An 18,277-nucleotide genomic window follows, 5' to 3' on the forward strand; every position below is an offset into this window, starting at 1 on the left:
CTGATGGCGCACATTCTGTATACGGTGCTCGACGGGCTCGGCGACCGGCCGGTCCCGGCCTTCGACGGCCGCACACCGCTCGAAGCGGCGGCCGTGCCGTTTCTCGGCGCCTTGACCCTCGACGGGCGCACCGGGCTCGTGCAGACGGTCGGACAGGGCATCGCGCCGGAGTCGGACGTCGCGGTGATGGCGATCCTCGGTTACGATCCATTCAAGTACCACACCGGCCGCGGAGTCTTCGAAGTCGTCGGCTCCGGCATGCGCTTCGGCGACGGGGATCTCGCCCTGCGCGGCAACTTCGCGACCGGCGGCGAAGGGCGGACGATTCTGGACCGCCGCGCCGGCCGAAATCTGTCGACCGAAGAGGCGCACGCCCTCGCCGACGGGGTGACCCGCGAAGTCCGTCTCACGGCCGTCCCGGCGGAGCTCGAAGTGCGCGGCAGCGTGGCGCATCGGGCCGCGGTCGTGATCCGGCGCCGCGGCGGCCGGCTGTCGGCCAACATCTCCAACACCGACCCCGCGTACGCCCGCGTCCAGGGCCTCGGCGTCGCCCGCGAGCACGTCGGCAACGAGGTCGAACGCTGCGAGCCGCTCGACCAGAGCGAGGAAGCCAAGGTGGCCGCCGCGCTCGTCAACGAGTTCACGGAGCAGGCGCACCGCATTCTGGACGCGCATCCCGTCAACGCGCGGCGCCGGGCGGACGGCCGGCCGCCGGCGAACCTGATTCTCGTCCGCGACGCGGGGGACCACGCGCCGCAGCTGCCGCCGATCGCCGAGCGGTTCGGGGCGCGCTTCGGCTGCTTCGTCGAGATGCCGGTCGAGCGGGGAATCGCGCAGCTCACCGGGATGCAGGTCATCCCGGTCCCGCCGAGCGGCGCCGACAAGGAGCGGGTGTACCGAGAGTGGGCGGAGACCGCGGCGCGGGAGTACGCGAATTTCGACGGCCTCTACATGCACCTCAAGGGTCCGGACGAGCCCGGGCACGACGGGGACGCCGAGGCGAAGCGCGCCGTCATCGAGTTGATCGACCGTGCGTTCTTCGGCACGCTGCTGGAACGGGTGCCGCTCGACGACGTCGTGGTCGCCGTGACGGCGGATCACGCGACGCCTGTTACGCTCGGCCGGCACTCCGACGATCCGGTGCCGCTTCTCGTCGCCGGCGACGGCGTTGAGCCGGACGGGACACGGGTCTTCAACGAGAAGGCCTGCGCCAAGGGCGCGCTGGGGATGCTTAAAGGGACCGATCTGATGCCGCTGTTCGTCCGGCTCGCGCGCGGCGGATAGCTACCCGCGTTCCGCCAGCACCACGCACTCGACGTGGTAGGTGTGCGGAAATAGATCCAGCGGCTGCGCATGCCGCGCGATGTAGCCCGCGGCGATCAGTTCCTTGAGGTCCGGCGCAAGCGTCGTCGGATTGCACGACACGTAGACGATGCGGCGCGCGCCGGTGGCGGCGACCTTGCGCATCACCCGGCCTCCGGCGCCGGAGCGCGGCGGGTCAAGGACGAGCACGTCGGGCCGGCCGGCGCGCTCGAGTATCTGCGGCAGCATCAGCCGCGCGTCGCCGCTCGCGAACTCGGCGTTCGCGATCCCGTTGAGCACCGCGTTCTCGCGCGCGGCCTCGATCGCCGGCGCGACGATCTCGATCCCGAGCACCCGCGCCGCCCGGCGCGCGAGCGCCAGCGAAAACGTGCCCACCCCGCAGTAGAGGTCGAACACCGTCTCGCCCCCCCGGAGACCGGCGTCGGCCTCGACGGCCCGGACGAGGTGCTCGGCCTGGACGGTGTTCGTCTGGAAGAACGTCTCGAGCCCGATCCGGAACGTGAGGCCGGATAGGATCTCGCGGATGTGCGGCCGCCCGGCGACGATCGTGACGTCCGTGAGCGGCACGCCGTCCGACGGCCCGGCGTTGATGCCGTGCGCCACGCTCACGATCTCCGGGACGGCGGCGCGCAGCCGGTCCGCGAGCCCCCGGAGCCCGGGCACTTCGCGCGCGGCCGTCACGAGGGCGACCATGACCTCGCCGGTGTTCTTGGCCTCCCGGATCACCACCTGGCGGAGCATGCCCGTGTGGGTGCGCGGATCGTAGCACGAGAGGCCCGACGTCCGGGCAAACGCGTCGACTTCCTGGAGAATGATGTTGGTGCGCGGCGACTCCAGGTAGCAGGATGCGATCGGCACGATCTTGTCGAACGCGCCGCGCCGGTGGAGGCCGATGCCGCCTGGATGGAACGAAAACTCCATCTTGTTGCGGTAGTACCAGGGCGCGGCCATGCGGACGATCGGCCGAACCTCGACGTCCCGCAGGCCTCCGAGATGCGCGAGGCTTTCGCGGACGATCGACTCCTTCGCCGCCGTCTGCGCGTCGTAGGTGAGATGCTGCCAGGTGCAGCCGCCGCACGGCCCGAAGTGCGGGCAGGGGGCCGCCGTGCGGACGTGCGAGGGGGACTCGATCCCCACGAGATCGGCCTCGCCGTAGCCGGACCGTACCCGCCACAGCCGCGCCCGTACCCGGTCACCCGGCGCCGTATCGGGCACGAAGACGACGAAGCCGTCGAGCCGTCCGACGCCGCGCCCCCCGTATGCGAGCCGGTCGATCGTCAGCGTGATCTCGTCGCCGCGCCTCGGCCGCGGCGCACGTGATGCCGCCGCCGTTCGCTGATCCCGTTCTTGAACGCTCATTGCGCAGCCATCATAGCGCGCGTAGGGGATATAGGTAAGTGCAGGAGGTGATGCCGCGTGGCGACGGAACGCCGCACGGCTCTCGCATTGGTGTCCGCCTTGACGGTCCTGCTGGCCGCGGGCGCCGGCAATTCCGCCGCGGCGGGCCAGATGGGCGGGACGGTCAGCGTGCTGGCCACCTGGGGCGGGGCCGAGCTCGACAGCTTCAACGCGATGGTCAAGCCCTTCGAAGAGCGCACGGGCGTGCGCGTCGAGTTTCAGGGTACGCGCGATCTCAGCGCGGTGCTGCAGACGCGCGTCCAAGGCGGCAATCCGCCGGACGTGGCCGGGCTGCCGAACCCCGGCGCGCTCCCGTCGCTGGCGCGGTCGCACGCTCTCAAGCCGCTCGCGGGGGTACTCGACATGGCGCACGTGGACCGCGACTATCCGGCGGCCTGGCGAGACATCGGTCGGATCGGCGGCCGGCCGTACGCGATCGTTGTCAAGGCGGCGCTGAAGGGCCTTGTCTGGTACGATCCCAAGACACTTGCATCCGAGCACGTTGCGCTGCCGCCGACGTGGGACGCGATGATGGCGCTGACCGGCCGGTTGGCGGGTCGCGGCACGACGGCTTGGTGCCTCGGGCTCGGCAGCGGCGCGACGACCGGCTGGCCGGCCACCGACTGGATCGACATGCTGCTGCTGCGCGCCTCCGGGCCCGCGGCACACGACGCCTGGGTGCAGCACAAGGTCGGGTGGGATTCCGCCCCGGTGCGGCAGGCGTGGCAGCAGTTCGGGCGGATCGCCACCAACCCGAAGTACGTCTACGGCGGGCCGCAGGCGGTCCTCGCGACCGACTTCGGCGAGGCCCCGTTCCCGATGTTCGCGAAGCCTCCGCGCTGCCTCTTCCACATGCAGGCCACGTTCGTCGAGGACATGATTCAGAAACAGTTCTCATGGGTGCGGCCCGGCAGCGACCTGACGTTCGTGCCGGTGCCGCGGATCGCGCCGCAGTACGCCGGGGTCGCGCAGATCGCCGGGGATGTCTTCGGCATGTTCCACGATACGCCGCAGGCCCGCGCGCTCATCCGCTATCTCGTCTCCGCCGAAGCGCAGGCGATCTGGGTGAAGCGCGGCGGAGCGCTGTCCGCCAACAAGGGCGTGCCGCTCGGCGACTATCCCGACGTGCTCAGCCGCCGCGCGGCGGACCTGCTGGTCCACGCGTCCGTGGCCCGCTTCGGCGCCGCCGATATGATGCCGCCGGAGATGACGGCCGCGTTTTACACGGGCACGCTCGACTACGTCTCGCATCCGGATCAGCTGCGCAGCATCTTGGGACACCTCGAGGCCGTCGCCCGGGACGCCTACAAGTAGACGGTGCGCGCGCTGCTGCTCGCCGTAGCGGCGCTGGCCGGCGCCCCGGCCGCGTCGGTGGCGTACATCCTGACGGTGGAGTGGGCGCTTGCACGGCTGCCCGCCCGCCGCCGCCGCACGCTCCGTCCGTGGGCGTGGCTGTGTCCCGCGCTGGCCTTCCTCGCGGTTTTCCTCGTCTATCCCACGCTCGATACCATGGCGCTGAGCCTGCGCGACGCGGGCGGCGCCGCCTGGGCGGGGTTCGGCAACTACGCGTACGCGTTCCAGAGCCGGGAGGCGCTCCTCGCGCTGCGCAACACACTGCTCTGGCTGGTGCTCTTTACCGGGCTGGTCGTGGCCGGCGGGCTCGCCGTCGCCGCGCTCGCCGAGCGGGTGCGATACGAGGCCGCCGTCCGCGGTATCGTCTTTCTGCCGATGGCGCTGTCGTTTACCGCGGCCGCGGTGATCTGGAAGTTCGTCTACGAGTTCAGGCCGGCCGGTGCGCCGCAGATCGGCTTACTGAACGCGGTGCTGAGCACCGTCGTTCCCGGCTTCGAACCGCGCGCCTGGCTGGTCGGCGCGCCGTGGAACACGCTCCTGTTGATCGCCGCCGGCGTCTGGATCTGGGTCGGGTTCGCCGCGGTCGTCTTCGCCGCGGCGTTGAAGGCGGTGCCGGCCGGCATCGTCGAGGCGGCCCGGGTCGACGGCGCCGGAGAGTGGCGCGTCTTCCGGCAGGTCACGCTGCCGGTGATCGGTCCGACCGTCGGGGCGGTGGCCACGGCGATGGTCGTCACCGCGCTCAAGGTCTTTGACGTCGTCTACGTGATGACGAGCGGCAACTTCGACACCGAGGTGCTGGCGACGCGGATGTACCATGCGCTGTTCGTGGATCAGCACCTCGGCCGGGCCGCGGCGCTGGCCGTGATCCTGCTGGCGGCCACGGTGCCGGTCATGGCGGTCACCCTGCGCCGGTTGCGCCGCGAGGAGGCGGCCCGATGACGCGCCCCGGGGGCGCGGGATCGGCCGTCGGGAGGCGACGGCGTCGCTCGCTGCGCGCGCTCCCCGTGCATCTCGTGCTGTGGCTGGTGTGCACGGCGTGGCTCGCGCCGGTGGTCGGGCTCTTGGTAAGTTCGCTGCGCCCCGCGGCCGACGTGGCGGCAAGCGGCTGGTGGACCATCCTCCGGCATCCCGCCCTGACCCTCGACAACTATCGGGCCGTGCTCGGGACCCAGAGGCTCGCCGCGGGTTTCTTCAACAGTATGGTGATCGCGGCGCCCTCAACCGCGATTCCGCTGCTCATCGCGGCGTACGCGGCCTACGCGCTGTCCTGGATGGAGTTTCGCGGACGCGGCGCCCTGTTTGCGGTGATCGTCCTCCTCCTCGTCGTCCCGATCCAGACGACGCTCGTCCCGGTGCTGCGGCTGTTTACGGCGGCGCGGCTGACGGGCACGTTTCCCGCGCTGTGGCTCGCGCACGCGGGCTACGGGCTCCCGCTCGCCGTCTTTCTGTTGAGAAACTTCGTCGCCGGACTGCCGGCCGACGTGCTGGACTCCGCGGCGATCGACGGGGCGGACGCCGTGCAGACGTTCTTTCGGATGGTGCTGCCGCTGTCGTTGCCGGCGCTCGCCTCGCTCGCGATCTTCCAGTTTCTGTGGGTGTGGAACGATCTGCTCGTCGCGCTGAGCTACCTCGGCGGCCGGCCGAGCGTGGCGCCGCTGACCGTGACGATCGCCGGGCTGGTGAGCTCGCTCGGGAGCGGGTGGAACCTGCTCACGGCCGCGGCGTTCGTCTCGGTGGCGCTGCCGCTCGCGGTGTTCTTCGCGCTGCAGCGGTACTTCATCCGCGGTCTCGTTGCGGGCGCGGTCAAAGACTAGCGGCAAACTGCTTCCGTCCCGCGTGTAGAATGGTTCCCGCGCGCACATATGTTTCAGCTGGCCCGCGAGCTATGAGGAGGGTAGGCGGCCTATGTCGAGTTTGGCCCTGTCGCGAAAAGATCAGTGAAACTCGATAGAGATGCCACTTTATGACTTCGTCCATCATTAGGCCTGTTGACTTGACCCAGCCAGTCGGGCATACTGGGGCCAGCAGCAGTGGTCTGACCACCGGGCCAGTGTTAGGGCTCGGTGCAGGGGGCGGTGTCGATCGCGTCCGGCACGGTGTCATCCATTCAAGCCGATCTCGGCCCGGTCCGGAAGACCAAGGTCTATGCCGAGGTCGCGGCGCAAATTCATCGCCTGATCGCCGAGGGCCGTCTCAAGCCCGGCGACAAACTTCCTCCCGAACGTGAGCTCGCCGAGATCTTCGGCGTTAGCCGTAGTTCCGTCCGCGACGCGATCCGTGTCCTCGAAATGCAGGGGCTCGTCGAGCCGCGCCACGGCGACGGCACGGTCGTGCGTGAGATTCCGATCGACCGGATCGTGCGGCCGCTCGCGGACGCGGTGAGCGCCGGCAAGGACCAGGTCGCGGACCTCTTTGACATGCGCAAGATGCTGGAACCACCCCTTGCGCGCGCCGCGGCCTTTCGCGCGACGGACGAGGACGTACACGCGCTCGAGCAGATCGTCGAGCGCCAGACCCGGCGCATCCGCGCCGGGGAAATCGCTCTCGAGGACGACAGCGAGTTCCACTATCGGATCGCCGCCGCCGCCAAGAACCAGGTTGTCTTGCGCACCATCGACACCCTGATGGATCTGCTGCGCGACAGCCGGGTCCGTTCGTTGCAGGGTCCCGGCCGCGCGGAGAAGTCGCTCCAAGGCCACCGCCGGATTCTCGACGCGATCAAACGGCGCGACCCCGAGGCGGCGGCGCAGCAGATGCGCCGGCACATCGACGAGATCGAAGGCACACTGTTTCCGGACAGACGTCAGGCGGAATCGACAGCCGGTTCGCGCGGGTAGACGGGCGACGCCCGCGCATGCCGCGGGCTCGTAACCGAAGGATGGAGGAGACAGGGATGGCTCGGACGATTTCGGTCGAGGTGGTCTACCGGGGTATCTTCCAGACCAACCTCGCCAAGAACATCTGCCGCGGCATCGTGCTCGCGGCACGCAAGGAAGGCAAGATCGGGATCGCCTTCGGCCGCTACGGCGACTCGCCGCAGCGTAACGGCATCCCCGCGAAGAACTTCGCGATCGTCTCTCCGGACGAGGAAGAGCTGCAGCTCAGCATGGCGCAGTACGAGCCGGCCGAGACCGACATCACGATCAACCTCGACGACATGCTCTGCAAGGGCGTCGAGTCGTGGGCCTGGTACGGTCTGCAGCCGATCAACGAGAAAGTGCGCGAGAACGGCGTGCTGATTGTGACCTCGACGCTGCCGGCGGACCAGATCGTCAAGTTCTGCCACACCAGGAAGACGCCCTACCGCGTGGCCGTGCTGCCGGCGCTCCCGAGCTTCTCCGGCCTCTGGGTCTACAAGGACGACCACACCGACGTGCGGGTGCTCGGCTCGCTGCCGAAGCTGTGCCCCGAGCTCGTCAGCGTCGACGCGATGCTGGCCGCGGTGAAGGAAGAGTGGAAGGACGATCTCAAGGTCGCGTCGGCCCGGCGCGCCTACGAGTCGATCGAGGGGCAGACCGTGCCGGCCGGCCGGGGCAACCCCGAGGTGCCGTACAAGTTCGATCTACCCGGCTGGACGAAGATGCGCGAGGGCGTGACGATCGACAGCATGACCCTCGGCGAGCCGATCAAGTTCGGCGACCAAGTCGGCGGCTACCGCCCGGCGCGCAACCCGTACTTCAAAAAGTACTCCACGCGCACCATGCGCCCGGTCGTCGACTTCGACAAGTGCATCAAGTGCACGCTGTGCTGGCTGCAGTGCCCCGACTCCTGCTTCGACGTGACGCCCGACCAGACGTACGACCTCAACGCCGAGGCGTGTTGCGGCTGCGGCGTCTGCGAGGCGGTCTGTCCCGTCGACGACTGCATCACGATGGTCAACGAGCAGGCCTTCGCGGACAACAAGAGCCAGTGGGAAGCGTACAAGACCGACAAGAAGACGTACGCGAAGTGGGTGCAGAGCAAGATCCAGGACCGGCCCGAGCGGTCGCACGGGTTCCGGTACAAGGGCCAGTACCAGCAGGAACTCGCCCAGGCGGAGGGCCCGGGCGCGGGCCGGGCCGGGCTGTCCGGAGGTGAGGAATAGTGGACGCGGATAGCGCAACCGCCACCCGCACCGCGGTTGCCGAGCAGGAGGCGCTGATCAGCGGGAGCGAGGCCGTCGCCGTCGCCTCCAAACTCGCGGACGTCGACGTCGTCACGGCCTACCCGATCCGGCCGTACGATACGATGATGCAGTTCGTGGCGAAGCAGATCGCCAACGGCGAACAGGACGCCGAGTACATCGTCGCCGAGAGCGAGCACAGCCAGTTCGAGATCGCCAAGCACGCCAACGTCACCGGCGCCCGCACGTTGTGCGGCTCGAGCGGCGTCGGCTGGTGCTACGCGTTCGAGGCGATCGCGGTCACGCCAGCACTGCGGCTGCCGATGCTGGCGATGGTCGGCAACCGCGCGCTCGACGACCCGGGCGCCTTCGGCACCGAGCACAACGACGCGCTGGCCGCCCGCGACCTCGGGTGGATGCACATCTGGGTCGACACCGCGCAGGAGGCGCTCGACACTACGCTGATCGCCTACCGCGTCGCGGAGGACCGGCGGGTCTTTCTGCCGTGCGCCATCAGCACGGACGGAGCGTTCCTCACCCACTCGCAGTCGCTGGTCAAGATCCCGCCGAAGGCGTGGGTGGACGAGTTCCTCCCCAAGTATGACCGCCGGGACCTCCGGTTCCATCCCGACAACCCGATCACGATCGCCCCGCAGGTCAACGAAGACTGGCTGATGGAGATCCGCCGCCAGACCGACGCGGCGATGCGCAACGCGCGCACGGTGGTCGAGGAGGCCTACCGTGACTTTGAGCGGATCTTCCATCGCGGCTACGGCAATCCGTTCTTCGAGGAGTACATGACCGACGACGCCGAGATCGTGCTCGTCGGCATGGGCACGCTCTCGATGCCGGTGAAGGTCGCGGTCCGCAAGATGCGCGAGAAAGGCGAGAAGGTCGGGTTCGTGCGCATCCGGTGGTTCCGGCCGTTCGACTACGAGCGGTTCGGGGCGCTGCTCTCGCGGTTCGCCGCGATCGGCGTCGCGGACCGGGACTTCTCGATGGGCTCGCCCTTCAACAGCGGCGTCGTCGCGAACGAGGTCCGCGCCGCGCTGTACAACCAGCCGAAGCACCCGCCGGTGGTGAGCTTCATCACCGGGCTCGGCGGCCGGGAGGTCACGATTCCCGGCATCCGGGAGATGTTCGAGCACACGCGCAAGGCGGCCGAAGCCGGCCGCGCGCCCAACGACACGCTGTGGATCGGCGTGCGGGCCTAACCAGGGAGGGGACGAGCAATGGACAGTCCTGAACTCACGGCGATGCCCATTCCGGTGCTGGAGCCGATCAAGGGCGTCAAGCGCGCGCCGCTCGAGGAGTACTTCACCTCCGGCCACCGCACGTGCCAGGGATGCGAGTCGGCACTCGTGATGAAGCTGATGGTGAAGGCCGCGGGACCGCGCACGGTCGTCCTCGGCAGCACGGGCTGCATGTACGTCGCAAACACGACCTACTACAGCACGCCCTGGGTCGTGCCGTGGATGCACACGCAGCTCGGCTCGTCCGGCTCCGCGGCGGTCGGCACCGCGGCCGGCTACACCGCGCTGATGCGCAAGGGCCGGATCAAGAAGGAGCCGATCAACATCATCTCGTTCTGCGGCGACGGCGGCGGGGCGGACATGGGGCTGTCCGCGATCTCCGCGGCGCTGCAGCACGTCGACTACAATCACCTGATTCTCCTGTACGACAACGAGTCGTACGCCAACACCGACATTCAGGCCTCCGGCAGCACCCCGTACGGCGCGCACACGACGTTCTCGCCGCCCGGCAAGGCAAAGCGGATTCTCCACAAGCGCTGGAAGAAGAACATGGCCGCGATGCTGGCGGCGGGGCATCCCGAGTGTAAGTACGTCGGCACGGTCGACGCGTCGTACGCCGTCGACTTCATGAACCGTATCCGCAAGGCGCTCAGCATCGGCGGGCCCACGTTCATCCATTCGCTGGACCCCTGCCCGAAAGGCTGGGACTACGATCCGATGCTCTCGCACGAGCTCGGCGAGCTCGCCGTGCTGTCGGGCGTGTGGCCGCTGTTCGAAGTCGAGAATCACGTGCTCAAGCTCTACGGCAAGAGCAAGGCGATCGTCGAGGGGCGCCAGAAGCGGTTGCCGGTGCGAGATTACCTCCTCAAGCAGGGCCGGTTCGCGCACTTCACCGAAGACGACCTCGACTACTTCCAGGCCAAAATCGACGACATGTGGACGAAGTGGCTCGTGCCGGGCGTGCTGCCGTTTGCGACCGAGGTGTTGAACGACAAGCCGCCCGCCTGATGTCTCGCCGCCGCAAGGCGGGAGGCCGCGGGTGTGGACCGCCGTGGCGCCGAGGGGCCACGAAACTGGAGAACGGTCCGGCCCCCACAACTGAATAGTGCGTGATGCGGCAACCACGACGTGACCGCATGATCGCCGTGTTCGAAGGGCTTCCGCGCGACGTCCGGGGGGACCAAGAGTTTCTTCCGGCTCGACGGGAGCCCTTTGACGCTCCGGGGGGACGCGGCCTGGTCCGGAGACGGAGGGGCGGCGCAAGCGGGGCGGCGGGACGCACGCCCGCTGTTGCCTTGACAGGCGTCCGATCGGTTGCTAGGTACTAGGTGACCATGACACGCGTGCGATCGGCGTACGTTCCTCGTCAATGTATCTGTCCTGAGCGGAGGCCGGACTAGCCTTCGCCGGGACCGACGATCCCCCGTCTGTCCCTCGCTCGGCGGTTTTCGAAGGTACCCTGACGGTCCGGTCTCCGCGCCTACGTTGCCGGGGCGGCGGGTTCGTCCGGCGTCGAGGTCACGCGCGCCGGCGCCCGTGCGGAAACCTGCGATTTCCCAAGGAGGAATGAATCGATGCCACACGGCTACGCGCAGGACGTGCTGGTGGAGACCGGCTGGCTCGCGGAGCACCTTGACGATCCGGCCGTCCGAATCGCCGAGATCTCCGAGGATACGACGCTCTACGGGCAGGGCCACATCCCGGGGGCGGTGCACTTCAACTGGCAGTCGCAGTTACAAGATCCGGTCCGCCGGGACTGGATCGATCAGGGGCAGGTCGAGGCGCTGCTCGGCGGGCACGGGGTCGGCAACGGCACGACGCTGGTGCTGTACGGCGACAAGAACAACTGGTTCGCGACGTATACGTTCTGGCTGTTCACGATGTACGGCGCGGACAGGCTGCGCGTGTTGAACGGCGGCCGGGCGAGATGGATCGCGGAAGGCCGGGAGCTCACGACCGAAGTGCCCGCGCATCCCAAGGCCCGGTACCGTGCCAAGCCGGCCGATCAGAGCATCCGGGCGTTCCGCGACCAGGTGCTGGCCGCGATCGGCAAGTCCGCGCTCGTAGACGTGCGCTCGCCGCAGGAGTACAGCGGCGAGTTGATCGCGATGCCGGCCTACCCGCAGGAGGGCGCGCAGCGCGGCGGCCACATCCCGAGCGCCCAGAGCATCCCGTGGGGGCAGAACGTGCGCGACGATGGGACGTTCAAGTCGCCGGACGAACTGAAGAAGCTCTACGAGGGGAAGGGCGTCACGCCGGATAAGCCGGTGATCGCCTATTGCCGGATCGGCGAGCGCTCGTCGCTCACGTGGTTCACGTTGAAGTACCTGCTCGGGTACCCCAACGTCCGGAACTACGACGGCTCGTGGACCGAGTGGGGCAGCCTCGTCGGGGCGCCGATCGAGAAGCCGGCCTCGGAGTCCGTGAAGCGGTAGGGGAGCCCGGGCGATCGAGGGATGGGGGGCGGGGGCGGCGAAGGCCGCCCCCGCCGCGTTATCACAAACGAGGAGGGCCTACGGTGCTCAAGGAGTTTCGCGAGTTCCTGATGCGGGGCAACGTGGTAGACATGGCGGTCGGCTTCATCGTCGGCGTGGCGTTCGGCCGGGTCGTTACGTCGCTGGTCAACGATATCATCATGCCGCCGGTCGGTCTCGCGCTCAAGGGCATCGACTTCGCCAATCTGTTCATCGCGCTGCGCGGCGGGCCGTACCCGTCGCTCGCTGCGGCAAAGGCCGCCGGCGCTCCGACGATCAACTACGGCGTCTTCATCAACACCGTCGCGGATTTTGTGATCGTCGCGGCGGTGATCTTCCTGCTGGTGCGGTCGATCAACCGCCTGCATCCGGCGCCGCCCGCCGCCGCGCCGGCAACCCGCGAGTGTCCGTACTGTCTGTCGCAGATCCCGGTGAAGGCGCGGCGCTGCGCCTACTGCACTTCGGAGTTGCAGCCCGCCTGACGCGCGTGCTAGAATCGCCGTGTTCCAGAGGCCTCCCCGTCCCCGGGGGACGTGGAGGCTTCGTTATTGCTTACGCGGAGGCGCCGTGATGTCGCGGCCGGCCGCTCGTCCCGAGGATGAGCGTGAGTTCGTCAAAGAGATTCCCTCGAAGGCCGAGCACTTTTCCGACTGGTACACCGCCGTCGTGCTCAAGGCCGAGCTGGCGGACTACTCGCCGGTCCGCGGCTGCATCGTGGTCCGGCCCTACGGCTACGCGATTTGGGAGCAGATTCAGCAGGGTCTCGATCGCCGGTTCAAGGCCACGGGCCACGTCAACGCGTACTTTCCACTGTTCATCCCGCGCAGCTTCCTCGAGCGCGAGGCGAAGCACGTCGAAGGGTTCGCGCCCGAGGTCGCGTGGGTCACCCGCGGCGGCGGGGAGGAGTTGAGCGAGCCGCTCGCAGTCCGTCCGACGTCCGAGACCGTGATCGGGCACATGTACGCGCGATGGATCCGCTCCTACCGCGACCTGCCCGTGCTGATCAACCAGTGGTGCAACGTGGTGCGCTGGGAGAAGGCGACGCGGCCGTTCCTGCGTACGATGGAGTTCCTCTGGCAGGAGGGGCACACCGCGCACCGGACCGCGGACGAAGCGGAGGCCGAGGCGCGCCAGATGCTGGAGGTCTACCGCGACTTCGCCGAAACCGACGCGGCGATCCCCGTGCTCTCGGGGCGCAAGCCCGAGAGCGAAAAGTTTCCTGGCGCGGAGCGCTCGTACACGATCGAGGCGCTGATGCCCGACGGACAGGCGCTGCAGTCGGGCACCTCCCACAACCTCGGCCAGAACTTCGCGCGGGCGTTCGACATCAAGTTCCTCGACAGCGACAACGTCGAAAAGCACGCCTACACCACCTCGTGGGGGGTGAGCTGGCGGATCTTCGGCGGAATGATCATGGTCCACGGCGACGACCGCGGCCTGGTGGTGCCGCCCGCGCTCGCACCGTTTCAGGCGGTCGTCGTGCCGATCCTGACCGGACCGAAGCGCGACGACGTGCTGGCCGCGGCGCGCGACCTCACGAAGCGGCTGAGCGCGACCGCGCGCGTGCGGCTCGACGACCGCACGGAAGTCACGCCCGGCTGGAAGTACAATGACTGGGAGATGCGCGGCGTGCCGCTGCGGGTCGAGATCGGGCCGCGCGATCTGGCGCAGCAGCAGGTGGTGCTCGCGCCGCGCGCCGGGGGCGCGAAGCGGACGGCGCCGCTCGACGGGCTCGACCGGGCGGTGCCCGCCGCGCTCGCGGAGGTCCAGCGCGCGCTCTTCGATCAGGCCCGGGCCTACCTCGACGCCCACATCGTCCCGGCTTCGTCGCTAGCCGAGCTGGTCGAGGCGGTCGCCGCCCGGCGCGGGTTTGTGCGCGCGGTGTGGTGCGGCTCGGCCGCGTGCGAGCAGTCGATCCGCAAGGCCAGCGGGGCATCGCCGCGCGTCATCACCGAGGAGCGCGCGGGCGGACCGTGCATCGCCTGCGGCGCCGCGGGCAAAGATGTCGTCTACTTCGCCCGCGCCTACTGAGACCGCGGGCACGCCGCGCCGAGCGGGCCGCCGCTTTGTGGTGCTGCTCGCGATCGCGGCGGCCGCGGCGGCCGGCGCCGCCGTGTTGTGGGTGGCGCCGCCGCACACGCGCTCGCTGCGCGGCACGCCGGGCGCCGTCATCGGCGAGCCCGGCAGCCCCGTTCCGCCGGGCCTGATTCCGCCGGGTTCGGCCGGCGAGGTGAAACCCGTTCCGGCCCCCGCGTTTGCGCTGACCGTGCTGTCCCGCGGCGCGCCGCCGTCCTCGCCGTCCACCGGTCCGGCGGCCGCCGTCCCTGCGGCGGGGTCGCGTCTTGTGTTGTCCGCGCTGCGCGGCCACCCGGTCGTCGTCAATTTCTGGGGATCGTGGTGCGCCCCGTGCCGGGCCGAGATGCCGCTGCTCGTCAAAGCGTGGCACGCCTACGCGGCCCGCGGCGTGATGGTCGTCGGATTGGACGTCGACGATACGCCCGGTGAGGCGCGCCGGTTCCTGAACGAGTACGGCGTCGATTACCCGATCGTCACGGTGCCGGACGACCGGTTGCCGCGCGCCTACGGCGTGATCGGCCTCCCGACGACGGTCTTCGTCGACGCGTCGGGGATGATCCGCGCCCGGCAGCTCGGCGGTTTCGTCGGCGCGGACGGTGAGAAAACGCTCACGCAGCGGCTCGAAGCCCTGCTCGCGGCCGGTCGCCGCTAGCACGGCCGTCGCCGAGCGCAGGGAAGTCCTGCGCCGCCGTCTAAGATCGTGTCCCGGAAACCCGCGCACGACTTTCGTGTGCCAATCCTCGCGTGACGATCGGGGGTGAGGGATGTCTTCGCGCTCGCTGGCGGGGGCGCTGTTGCTCTTGTGTGCCGGCTTGACTGGGTGCACGGGGCGGCAGATCCAGTCGATGCGCGAACGCCCGGCGCAGGCGCCGGGCGGCCCCACCGCCGCGGGCACCGCCAAACCGTGGGAAGGGCCCGCCGTCGTCGCCAACAGCAACTATCCCAAGGACATCAACGCCGCGCGCCCGACGCCGCCGGCGCAGTTTGCCTCGATGAAGAACCCGCTGCCGCCGTCGCCGGACAACCTGGCGAAGGGCAAGGAGCTGTTCAACGCCAACTGCGCGCCCTGCCACGGCGCGAACGGGGCCGGCGACGGACCCGCCGCCGCCTCGCTCAACCCGAAGCCGGCCGATTTCCAGACGCCCATCCACCAGAAGCTGCCCGACGGCTACTGGTTCTGGCGGCTGTCGGTCGGCGGCACCGTGGCGCCGTTCAAAGACGTCGGCTCCGCGATGCCGCCGTGGGAAGGCGCGCTCGACGAGCAGCAGCGCTGGCTGATCATTCTCTACGAGCACACGTTTTCAGCCCCGTCGAAGTGACGGCCCTCGACCGCGCCGGAACGCCGGGTGAGCAGGTCCGGTCCGACGCGGTGGCGCGTGTGCGGGCCGCGCTCGCGGCCGCCGGCGTCGAGGCGAGGGTCGTCGAGTTCGCGGAGAGCACGCGCACAGCGCGGGACGCCGCGCGCGCCGTCGGGACGTCGATCGGACAGATCGTGAAGTCCCTGACTTTCCTCGCGGACGGACGGCCGGTGCTCGTGCTCGCGTCGGGCGCCAACCGCGTCGACACCGCCAAGGTGGCGCGGCTGGCCGGGGCTGCGCGCGTCGAAAAGGCCACCGCCGACGCGACCCGCGAGGCGACCGGCTTCAGCATCGGCGGCGTGCCGCCGGTCGGACACCGCACCGCCCTCCCGGTCTACGTGGACGCGGCGCTGCTCGCGTACGACGTCGTGTACGCCGCGGCGGGCACCCCCCACGCCGTCTTTCCGATCGAGCCTTCCGCGCTGGTCCGCGTCACCGCGGGCACCGTCGGCGACATCGCCGAGTAATTCCCCGCCGTCACGACGGAGCCGCGGCGCCGGCGGCCGCCGCGTGTGCGCGCTCTTCGCGCCGCAGCGCCACCGCCGGCGCGAACCCCGCCGCCGCGATGCCGAGGCCGAGCAGCCAGACCGGCGTGAAGCTGTGCGTCGCGTCCAGCACGTAGCCGAACAGCACGCCGGAGATCGTCGAGGCGACCTGGCCGACGGCGAGGTTGAGTGAGACGGCCACGCCGGCGCGGTGGATGCCGAACAACTCCGTCGTGAGCGTCGTGAGGACCGGTAGCGTCAACGCCAGGCCGGTTCCCGCCAGCACCGCGCTCGCGGCGACACCCGGCGCCGTGCGGACGCCGGCGAGCAGCGCAAAGGACGCCACCAGCACCCCGAAGCCCGCCAGGATGACCGGGGCGCGCGCGCCGAGGCGGTCCGAGACGTTGCCCGCGAGGGGCGACGCGGCGAGAAGCGCTACGTTGACGACCGCGGCGAGGCCGCCCGCCGCCGTACGGTTGAACCCGAAGACGTTGGCGAGATAGGTGGGCAGCCATGCGGTGATGCCGTAGGCGCTGAAGAGCGCGAGAAACACGGAGCCGGACAGGGCGAGGAACGTCCGCCGTCCCGCGATGCCCGCGATCTGACGCAGCGCGGGCTCTCCCCCCGGGCCGCGCGGCGCGCCGGGCGGGAGCCACAGGGCGCCGCCGGCGAGAACGGCGGCCGTTGCGGCCGCGAGCGCCAGAAACGCCGCGGGGACGCCGGCCCATCCGCTCACGAGCGGCATCAAGAACAGCCCCGCCACCATGCCGGCGCCCGCGCCGGATTGGAGGACGCCCATGGCGGCGCCGCGGTTTCGCGCCACGCCCAGCATCAGCTTGACCGTCGAAGAGTAGAGCGCCGCCGCGCTGAGGCCCATCAGGAACCGCAGCACGAGCGCGGCCGCGTACCGGCCGGTCAGCGCGAAGAGCGCCGAGGTGAGCGTCATGCAGGCAAGTCCGGCCACCGTGACCCGGCGCGCCGGCACGTTGTCCGCGGCGAGGCCCGCGGGGATCTGCGCGAGCACGTAGCCGAGGAGGTAGGCGGAGAGGAGTCCCCCGACCCCGGCGTAGTCCACGTGGTAGGCGGCCCGGAGGTCGTTGAAGAACGGGACGACGTCGATCCGCTGCGCGTTGGCGATGAAGAGCACGCCCCACCCCGCGGCGGCGGCGGTCCGCAGCGGTTCGCCCATCACGCCGACGTTGCCGCCGCGCGCGGCGGACGTCCGGTCAGGCGTAGGCGTCGTAGACGGCGCGGCCTACCTCCGCGATCGCCAGTCGTCCCTTGAGATCGTCCGCCAGGTCGCGGGTGAAGACGCTCACCACGCACGGCCCGGCGGCGGTGTACAGCACGCCGGCGTCGTTGCTGACGCGCGTGAGCGACCCCGTCTTGTGCGCCATTTCGATCCCCGGCGGCAGCAGCAGCGGCAGCCGGTCGCGTACCTGCTGGCGGCGCATGATGTCGAGCATGAGGCGGCACGCCTCGCGCGGGATCGGCCCGTCGGTCCCGTTCCCGAGGACCGGCCGCACGATCAGCTCGATCAGGCGTCCCATCTCGCGCGGCGTGGTCATGTTCGCGCGCGCGTCGTGGTAGACGCGCGCGTTCCAATCCAGCTGCCGGAGGCGGAGGCGCTCCGCGGCGAGCCGGCGGGTCTCCGACGTGTCCGGCGCGTCTCCGAGTCCGACGAGGTCGCGGAGCAGGCCGCGGCAGCCCATCGTCACGACGGTGCGGCGCAACCCGCAGGCCGCGAGCCGCGCGTTGACGGCGTCCGCGCCGATGAGGTCGAGCAGAATGTCGGTCGCGGTGTTGTCGCTGACGATGATCATCAGCACCGCGAGATCGCGGACCGTGAGCCGCGTGCCGCCGGACAGCTCCTTGAGCACGCCGGAGCCGGGCGCCTTCATGTCGTCGGTCACGGCGATCTGTTCGTCGAGCGACCGCCGGCCGGCCACCGCCTGCGACATCAGCTCGGCGAGGAGCGGTACCTTGAACACGCTGGCCATCTGGAAGGGCCGGTCCGCCTCGAGCGCCACCGTATCGCCGCGCGTGAGGTGATGAACGTACACGCCCATCGTGCCGTCGAGTCGACCGGCGATGCGGCGAACGCGGGCCAGCAATCCGTCCGGCCCGAGCGCGCCGGCGCGCTTCGCCCCCGCGCTCTCCGTCGCGGCGCGAGATCCCCGCGCGGCGGGTCGTGGTGCGTGTGTTCGCGCCGCGCGCGATCGCGGCGTGCGGGTCTTCGACGTGCGCCGTGCGGAGGTTCGCGTGCGTCGGGGCGTCGTCATACGCGCGTGCTTCGTCTCCGCCGGGCCGCGCTCCCGCCCGCCGCCGGTTGCCCGCGGGCTTTCGCGCGTGCTATAGTGTCTACACAACTGAAGAGAACACGCCACGGACCTTCGGGGCAGGGTGAGCCGGGGATCTCGCGCCGCGAGGCGCGCCCGGCAATTCCCGATCGGCG

General features: G+C 70.0%; 17 protein-coding genes. 14 read left to right on the forward strand and 3 right to left on the reverse strand.

The genetic code is table 11. From position 1 onward, the window contains the following. The first annotated feature begins 3 nt into the window (after positions 1–3). Positions 4–1,284 (forward strand): alkaline phosphatase family protein, encoded by a 1,281-nt coding sequence (locus VFL28_03610; GenBank protein ID HET7263730.1) that lies wholly within the window; start codon positions 4–6, stop codon positions 1,282–1,284. Here VFL28_03610 and rlmD read toward each other — a convergent pair whose 3' ends face one another. Next, positions 1,285–2,682, reverse strand: coding sequence for a 23S rRNA (uracil(1939)-C(5))-methyltransferase RlmD (gene rlmD, locus VFL28_03615; protein ID HET7263731.1), 1,398 nt, complete (start codon positions 2,680–2,682; stop codon positions 1,285–1,287). A gap of 57 nt (positions 2,683–2,739) precedes the next feature. Here rlmD and VFL28_03620 point away from each other — a divergent pair, with 57 nt between their 5' ends. The 13 genes from VFL28_03620 (at position 2,740) to VFL28_03680 (ending at position 15,804) form a co-directional block, all read left to right on the forward strand. Further along, positions 2,740–4,035, forward strand: coding sequence for an ABC transporter substrate-binding protein (locus tag VFL28_03620; protein ID HET7263732.1), 1,296 nt, complete (start codon positions 2,740–2,742; stop codon positions 4,033–4,035). A gap of 3 nt (positions 4,036–4,038) precedes the next feature. After that, positions 4,039–5,013: a sugar ABC transporter permease gene (locus VFL28_03625; GenBank protein HET7263733.1), complete on the forward strand. Its 975-nt coding sequence runs from the start codon at positions 4,039–4,041 to the stop codon at positions 5,011–5,013. Continuing rightward, on the forward strand, positions 5,010–5,888 hold the full coding sequence (locus tag VFL28_03630) for a carbohydrate ABC transporter permease (GenBank protein HET7263734.1): 879 nt from the start codon (positions 5,010–5,012) through the stop codon (positions 5,886–5,888). Before VFL28_03625 ends, VFL28_03630 begins: the two co-directional genes overlap by 4 nt. Positions 5,889–6,149: 261 nt before the next feature. Next, a complete protein-coding gene (locus VFL28_03635) occupies positions 6,150–6,911 on the forward strand; it encodes a FadR/GntR family transcriptional regulator (GenBank protein HET7263735.1) in 762 nt (253 codons plus the stop codon). Positions 6,912–6,967: 56 nt separating this feature from the next. Further along, positions 6,968–8,158, forward strand: coding sequence for a 4Fe-4S dicluster-binding protein (locus VFL28_03640; protein ID HET7263736.1), 1,191 nt, complete (start codon positions 6,968–6,970; stop codon positions 8,156–8,158). Then, positions 8,158–9,390 (forward strand): pyruvate ferredoxin oxidoreductase, encoded by a 1,233-nt coding sequence (locus VFL28_03645; GenBank protein HET7263737.1) that lies wholly within the window; start codon positions 8,158–8,160, stop codon positions 9,388–9,390. Before VFL28_03640 ends, VFL28_03645 begins: the two co-directional genes overlap by 1 nt. Before the next feature lie 18 nt (positions 9,391–9,408). Continuing rightward, complete coding sequence (locus VFL28_03650) at positions 9,409–10,437, forward strand: thiamine pyrophosphate-dependent enzyme (GenBank protein HET7263738.1); 1,029 nt, start codon at positions 9,409–9,411, stop codon at positions 10,435–10,437. 566 nt (positions 10,438–11,003) lie between these two features. After that, positions 11,004–11,864 carry a sulfurtransferase gene (locus VFL28_03655; GenBank protein ID HET7263739.1) on the forward strand — a complete coding sequence of 287 codons (861 nt, stop codon included), beginning with the start codon at positions 11,004–11,006 and terminating at the stop codon, positions 11,862–11,864. 83 nt (positions 11,865–11,947) lie between these two features. Beyond that, a complete protein-coding gene (mscL, locus tag VFL28_03660; GenBank protein HET7263740.1) occupies positions 11,948–12,385 on the forward strand; it encodes a large conductance mechanosensitive channel protein MscL in 438 nt (145 codons plus the stop codon). Between the two features lie 88 nt (positions 12,386–12,473). Further along, the gene (gene proS, locus VFL28_03665; GenBank protein HET7263741.1) at positions 12,474–13,934 is read left to right on the forward strand and encodes a proline--tRNA ligase; all 1,461 of its coding nucleotides are present in this window, start codon (positions 12,474–12,476) and stop codon (positions 13,932–13,934) included. Between the two features lie 37 nt (positions 13,935–13,971). After that, positions 13,972–14,631: a TlpA disulfide reductase family protein gene (locus VFL28_03670; protein HET7263742.1), complete on the forward strand. Its 660-nt coding sequence runs from the start codon at positions 13,972–13,974 to the stop codon at positions 14,629–14,631. A gap of 112 nt (positions 14,632–14,743) precedes the next feature. Beyond that, positions 14,744–15,298: a cytochrome c gene (locus VFL28_03675; GenBank protein ID HET7263743.1), complete on the forward strand. Its 555-nt coding sequence runs from the start codon at positions 14,744–14,746 to the stop codon at positions 15,296–15,298. After that, positions 15,295–15,804: a YbaK/EbsC family protein gene (locus VFL28_03680; protein ID HET7263744.1), complete on the forward strand. Its 510-nt coding sequence runs from the start codon at positions 15,295–15,297 to the stop codon at positions 15,802–15,804. Before VFL28_03675 ends, VFL28_03680 begins: the two co-directional genes overlap by 4 nt. Positions 15,805–15,814: 10 nt before the next feature. Here VFL28_03680 and VFL28_03685 read toward each other — a convergent pair whose 3' ends face one another. Together VFL28_03685 and VFL28_03690 are read right to left on the reverse strand one after the other, a co-directional pair. Continuing rightward, positions 15,815–17,011 carry an MFS transporter gene (locus VFL28_03685; protein HET7263745.1) on the reverse strand — a complete coding sequence of 399 codons (1,197 nt, stop codon included), beginning with the start codon at positions 17,009–17,011 and terminating at the stop codon, positions 15,815–15,817. A gap of 37 nt (positions 17,012–17,048) precedes the next feature. After that, positions 17,049–17,936, reverse strand: a complete 888-nt coding sequence (locus tag VFL28_03690; GenBank protein HET7263746.1) for a serine hydrolase — start codon at positions 17,934–17,936, stop codon at positions 17,049–17,051. Positions 17,937–18,277: the final 341 nt, after the last annotated feature.

Source organism: bacterium (assembly GCA_035691305.1).
Taxonomy (GTDB): domain Bacteria; phylum Sysuimicrobiota; class Sysuimicrobiia; order Sysuimicrobiales; family Segetimicrobiaceae; genus DASSJF01.

Coding starts and splice junctions, on each gene's coding strand:
- VFL28_03610 (HET7263730.1), top strand. CDS start 4: ATGGCGCACATTCTGTATACGGTGCTCGACGGGCTCGGCGACCGGCCG.
- VFL28_03675 (HET7263743.1), top strand. CDS start 14,744: ATGTCTTCGCGCTCGCTGGCGGGGGCGCTGTTGCTCTTGTGTGCCGGC.
- proS (HET7263741.1), top strand. CDS start 12,474: ATGTCGCGGCCGGCCGCTCGTCCCGAGGATGAGCGTGAGTTCGTCAAA.
- VFL28_03630 (HET7263734.1), top strand. CDS start 5,010: ATGACGCGCCCCGGGGGCGCGGGATCGGCCGTCGGGAGGCGACGGCGT.
- VFL28_03650 (HET7263738.1), top strand. CDS start 9,409: ATGGACAGTCCTGAACTCACGGCGATGCCCATTCCGGTGCTGGAGCCG.
- VFL28_03640 (HET7263736.1), top strand. CDS start 6,968: ATGGCTCGGACGATTTCGGTCGAGGTGGTCTACCGGGGTATCTTCCAG.
- VFL28_03655 (HET7263739.1), top strand. CDS start 11,004: ATGCCACACGGCTACGCGCAGGACGTGCTGGTGGAGACCGGCTGGCTC.
- VFL28_03685 (HET7263745.1), bottom strand. CDS start 17,011: ATGGGCGAACCGCTGCGGACCGCCGCCGCCGCGGGGTGGGGCGTGCTC.
- rlmD (HET7263731.1), bottom strand. CDS start 2,682: ATGAGCGTTCAAGAACGGGATCAGCGAACGGCGGCGGCATCACGTGCG.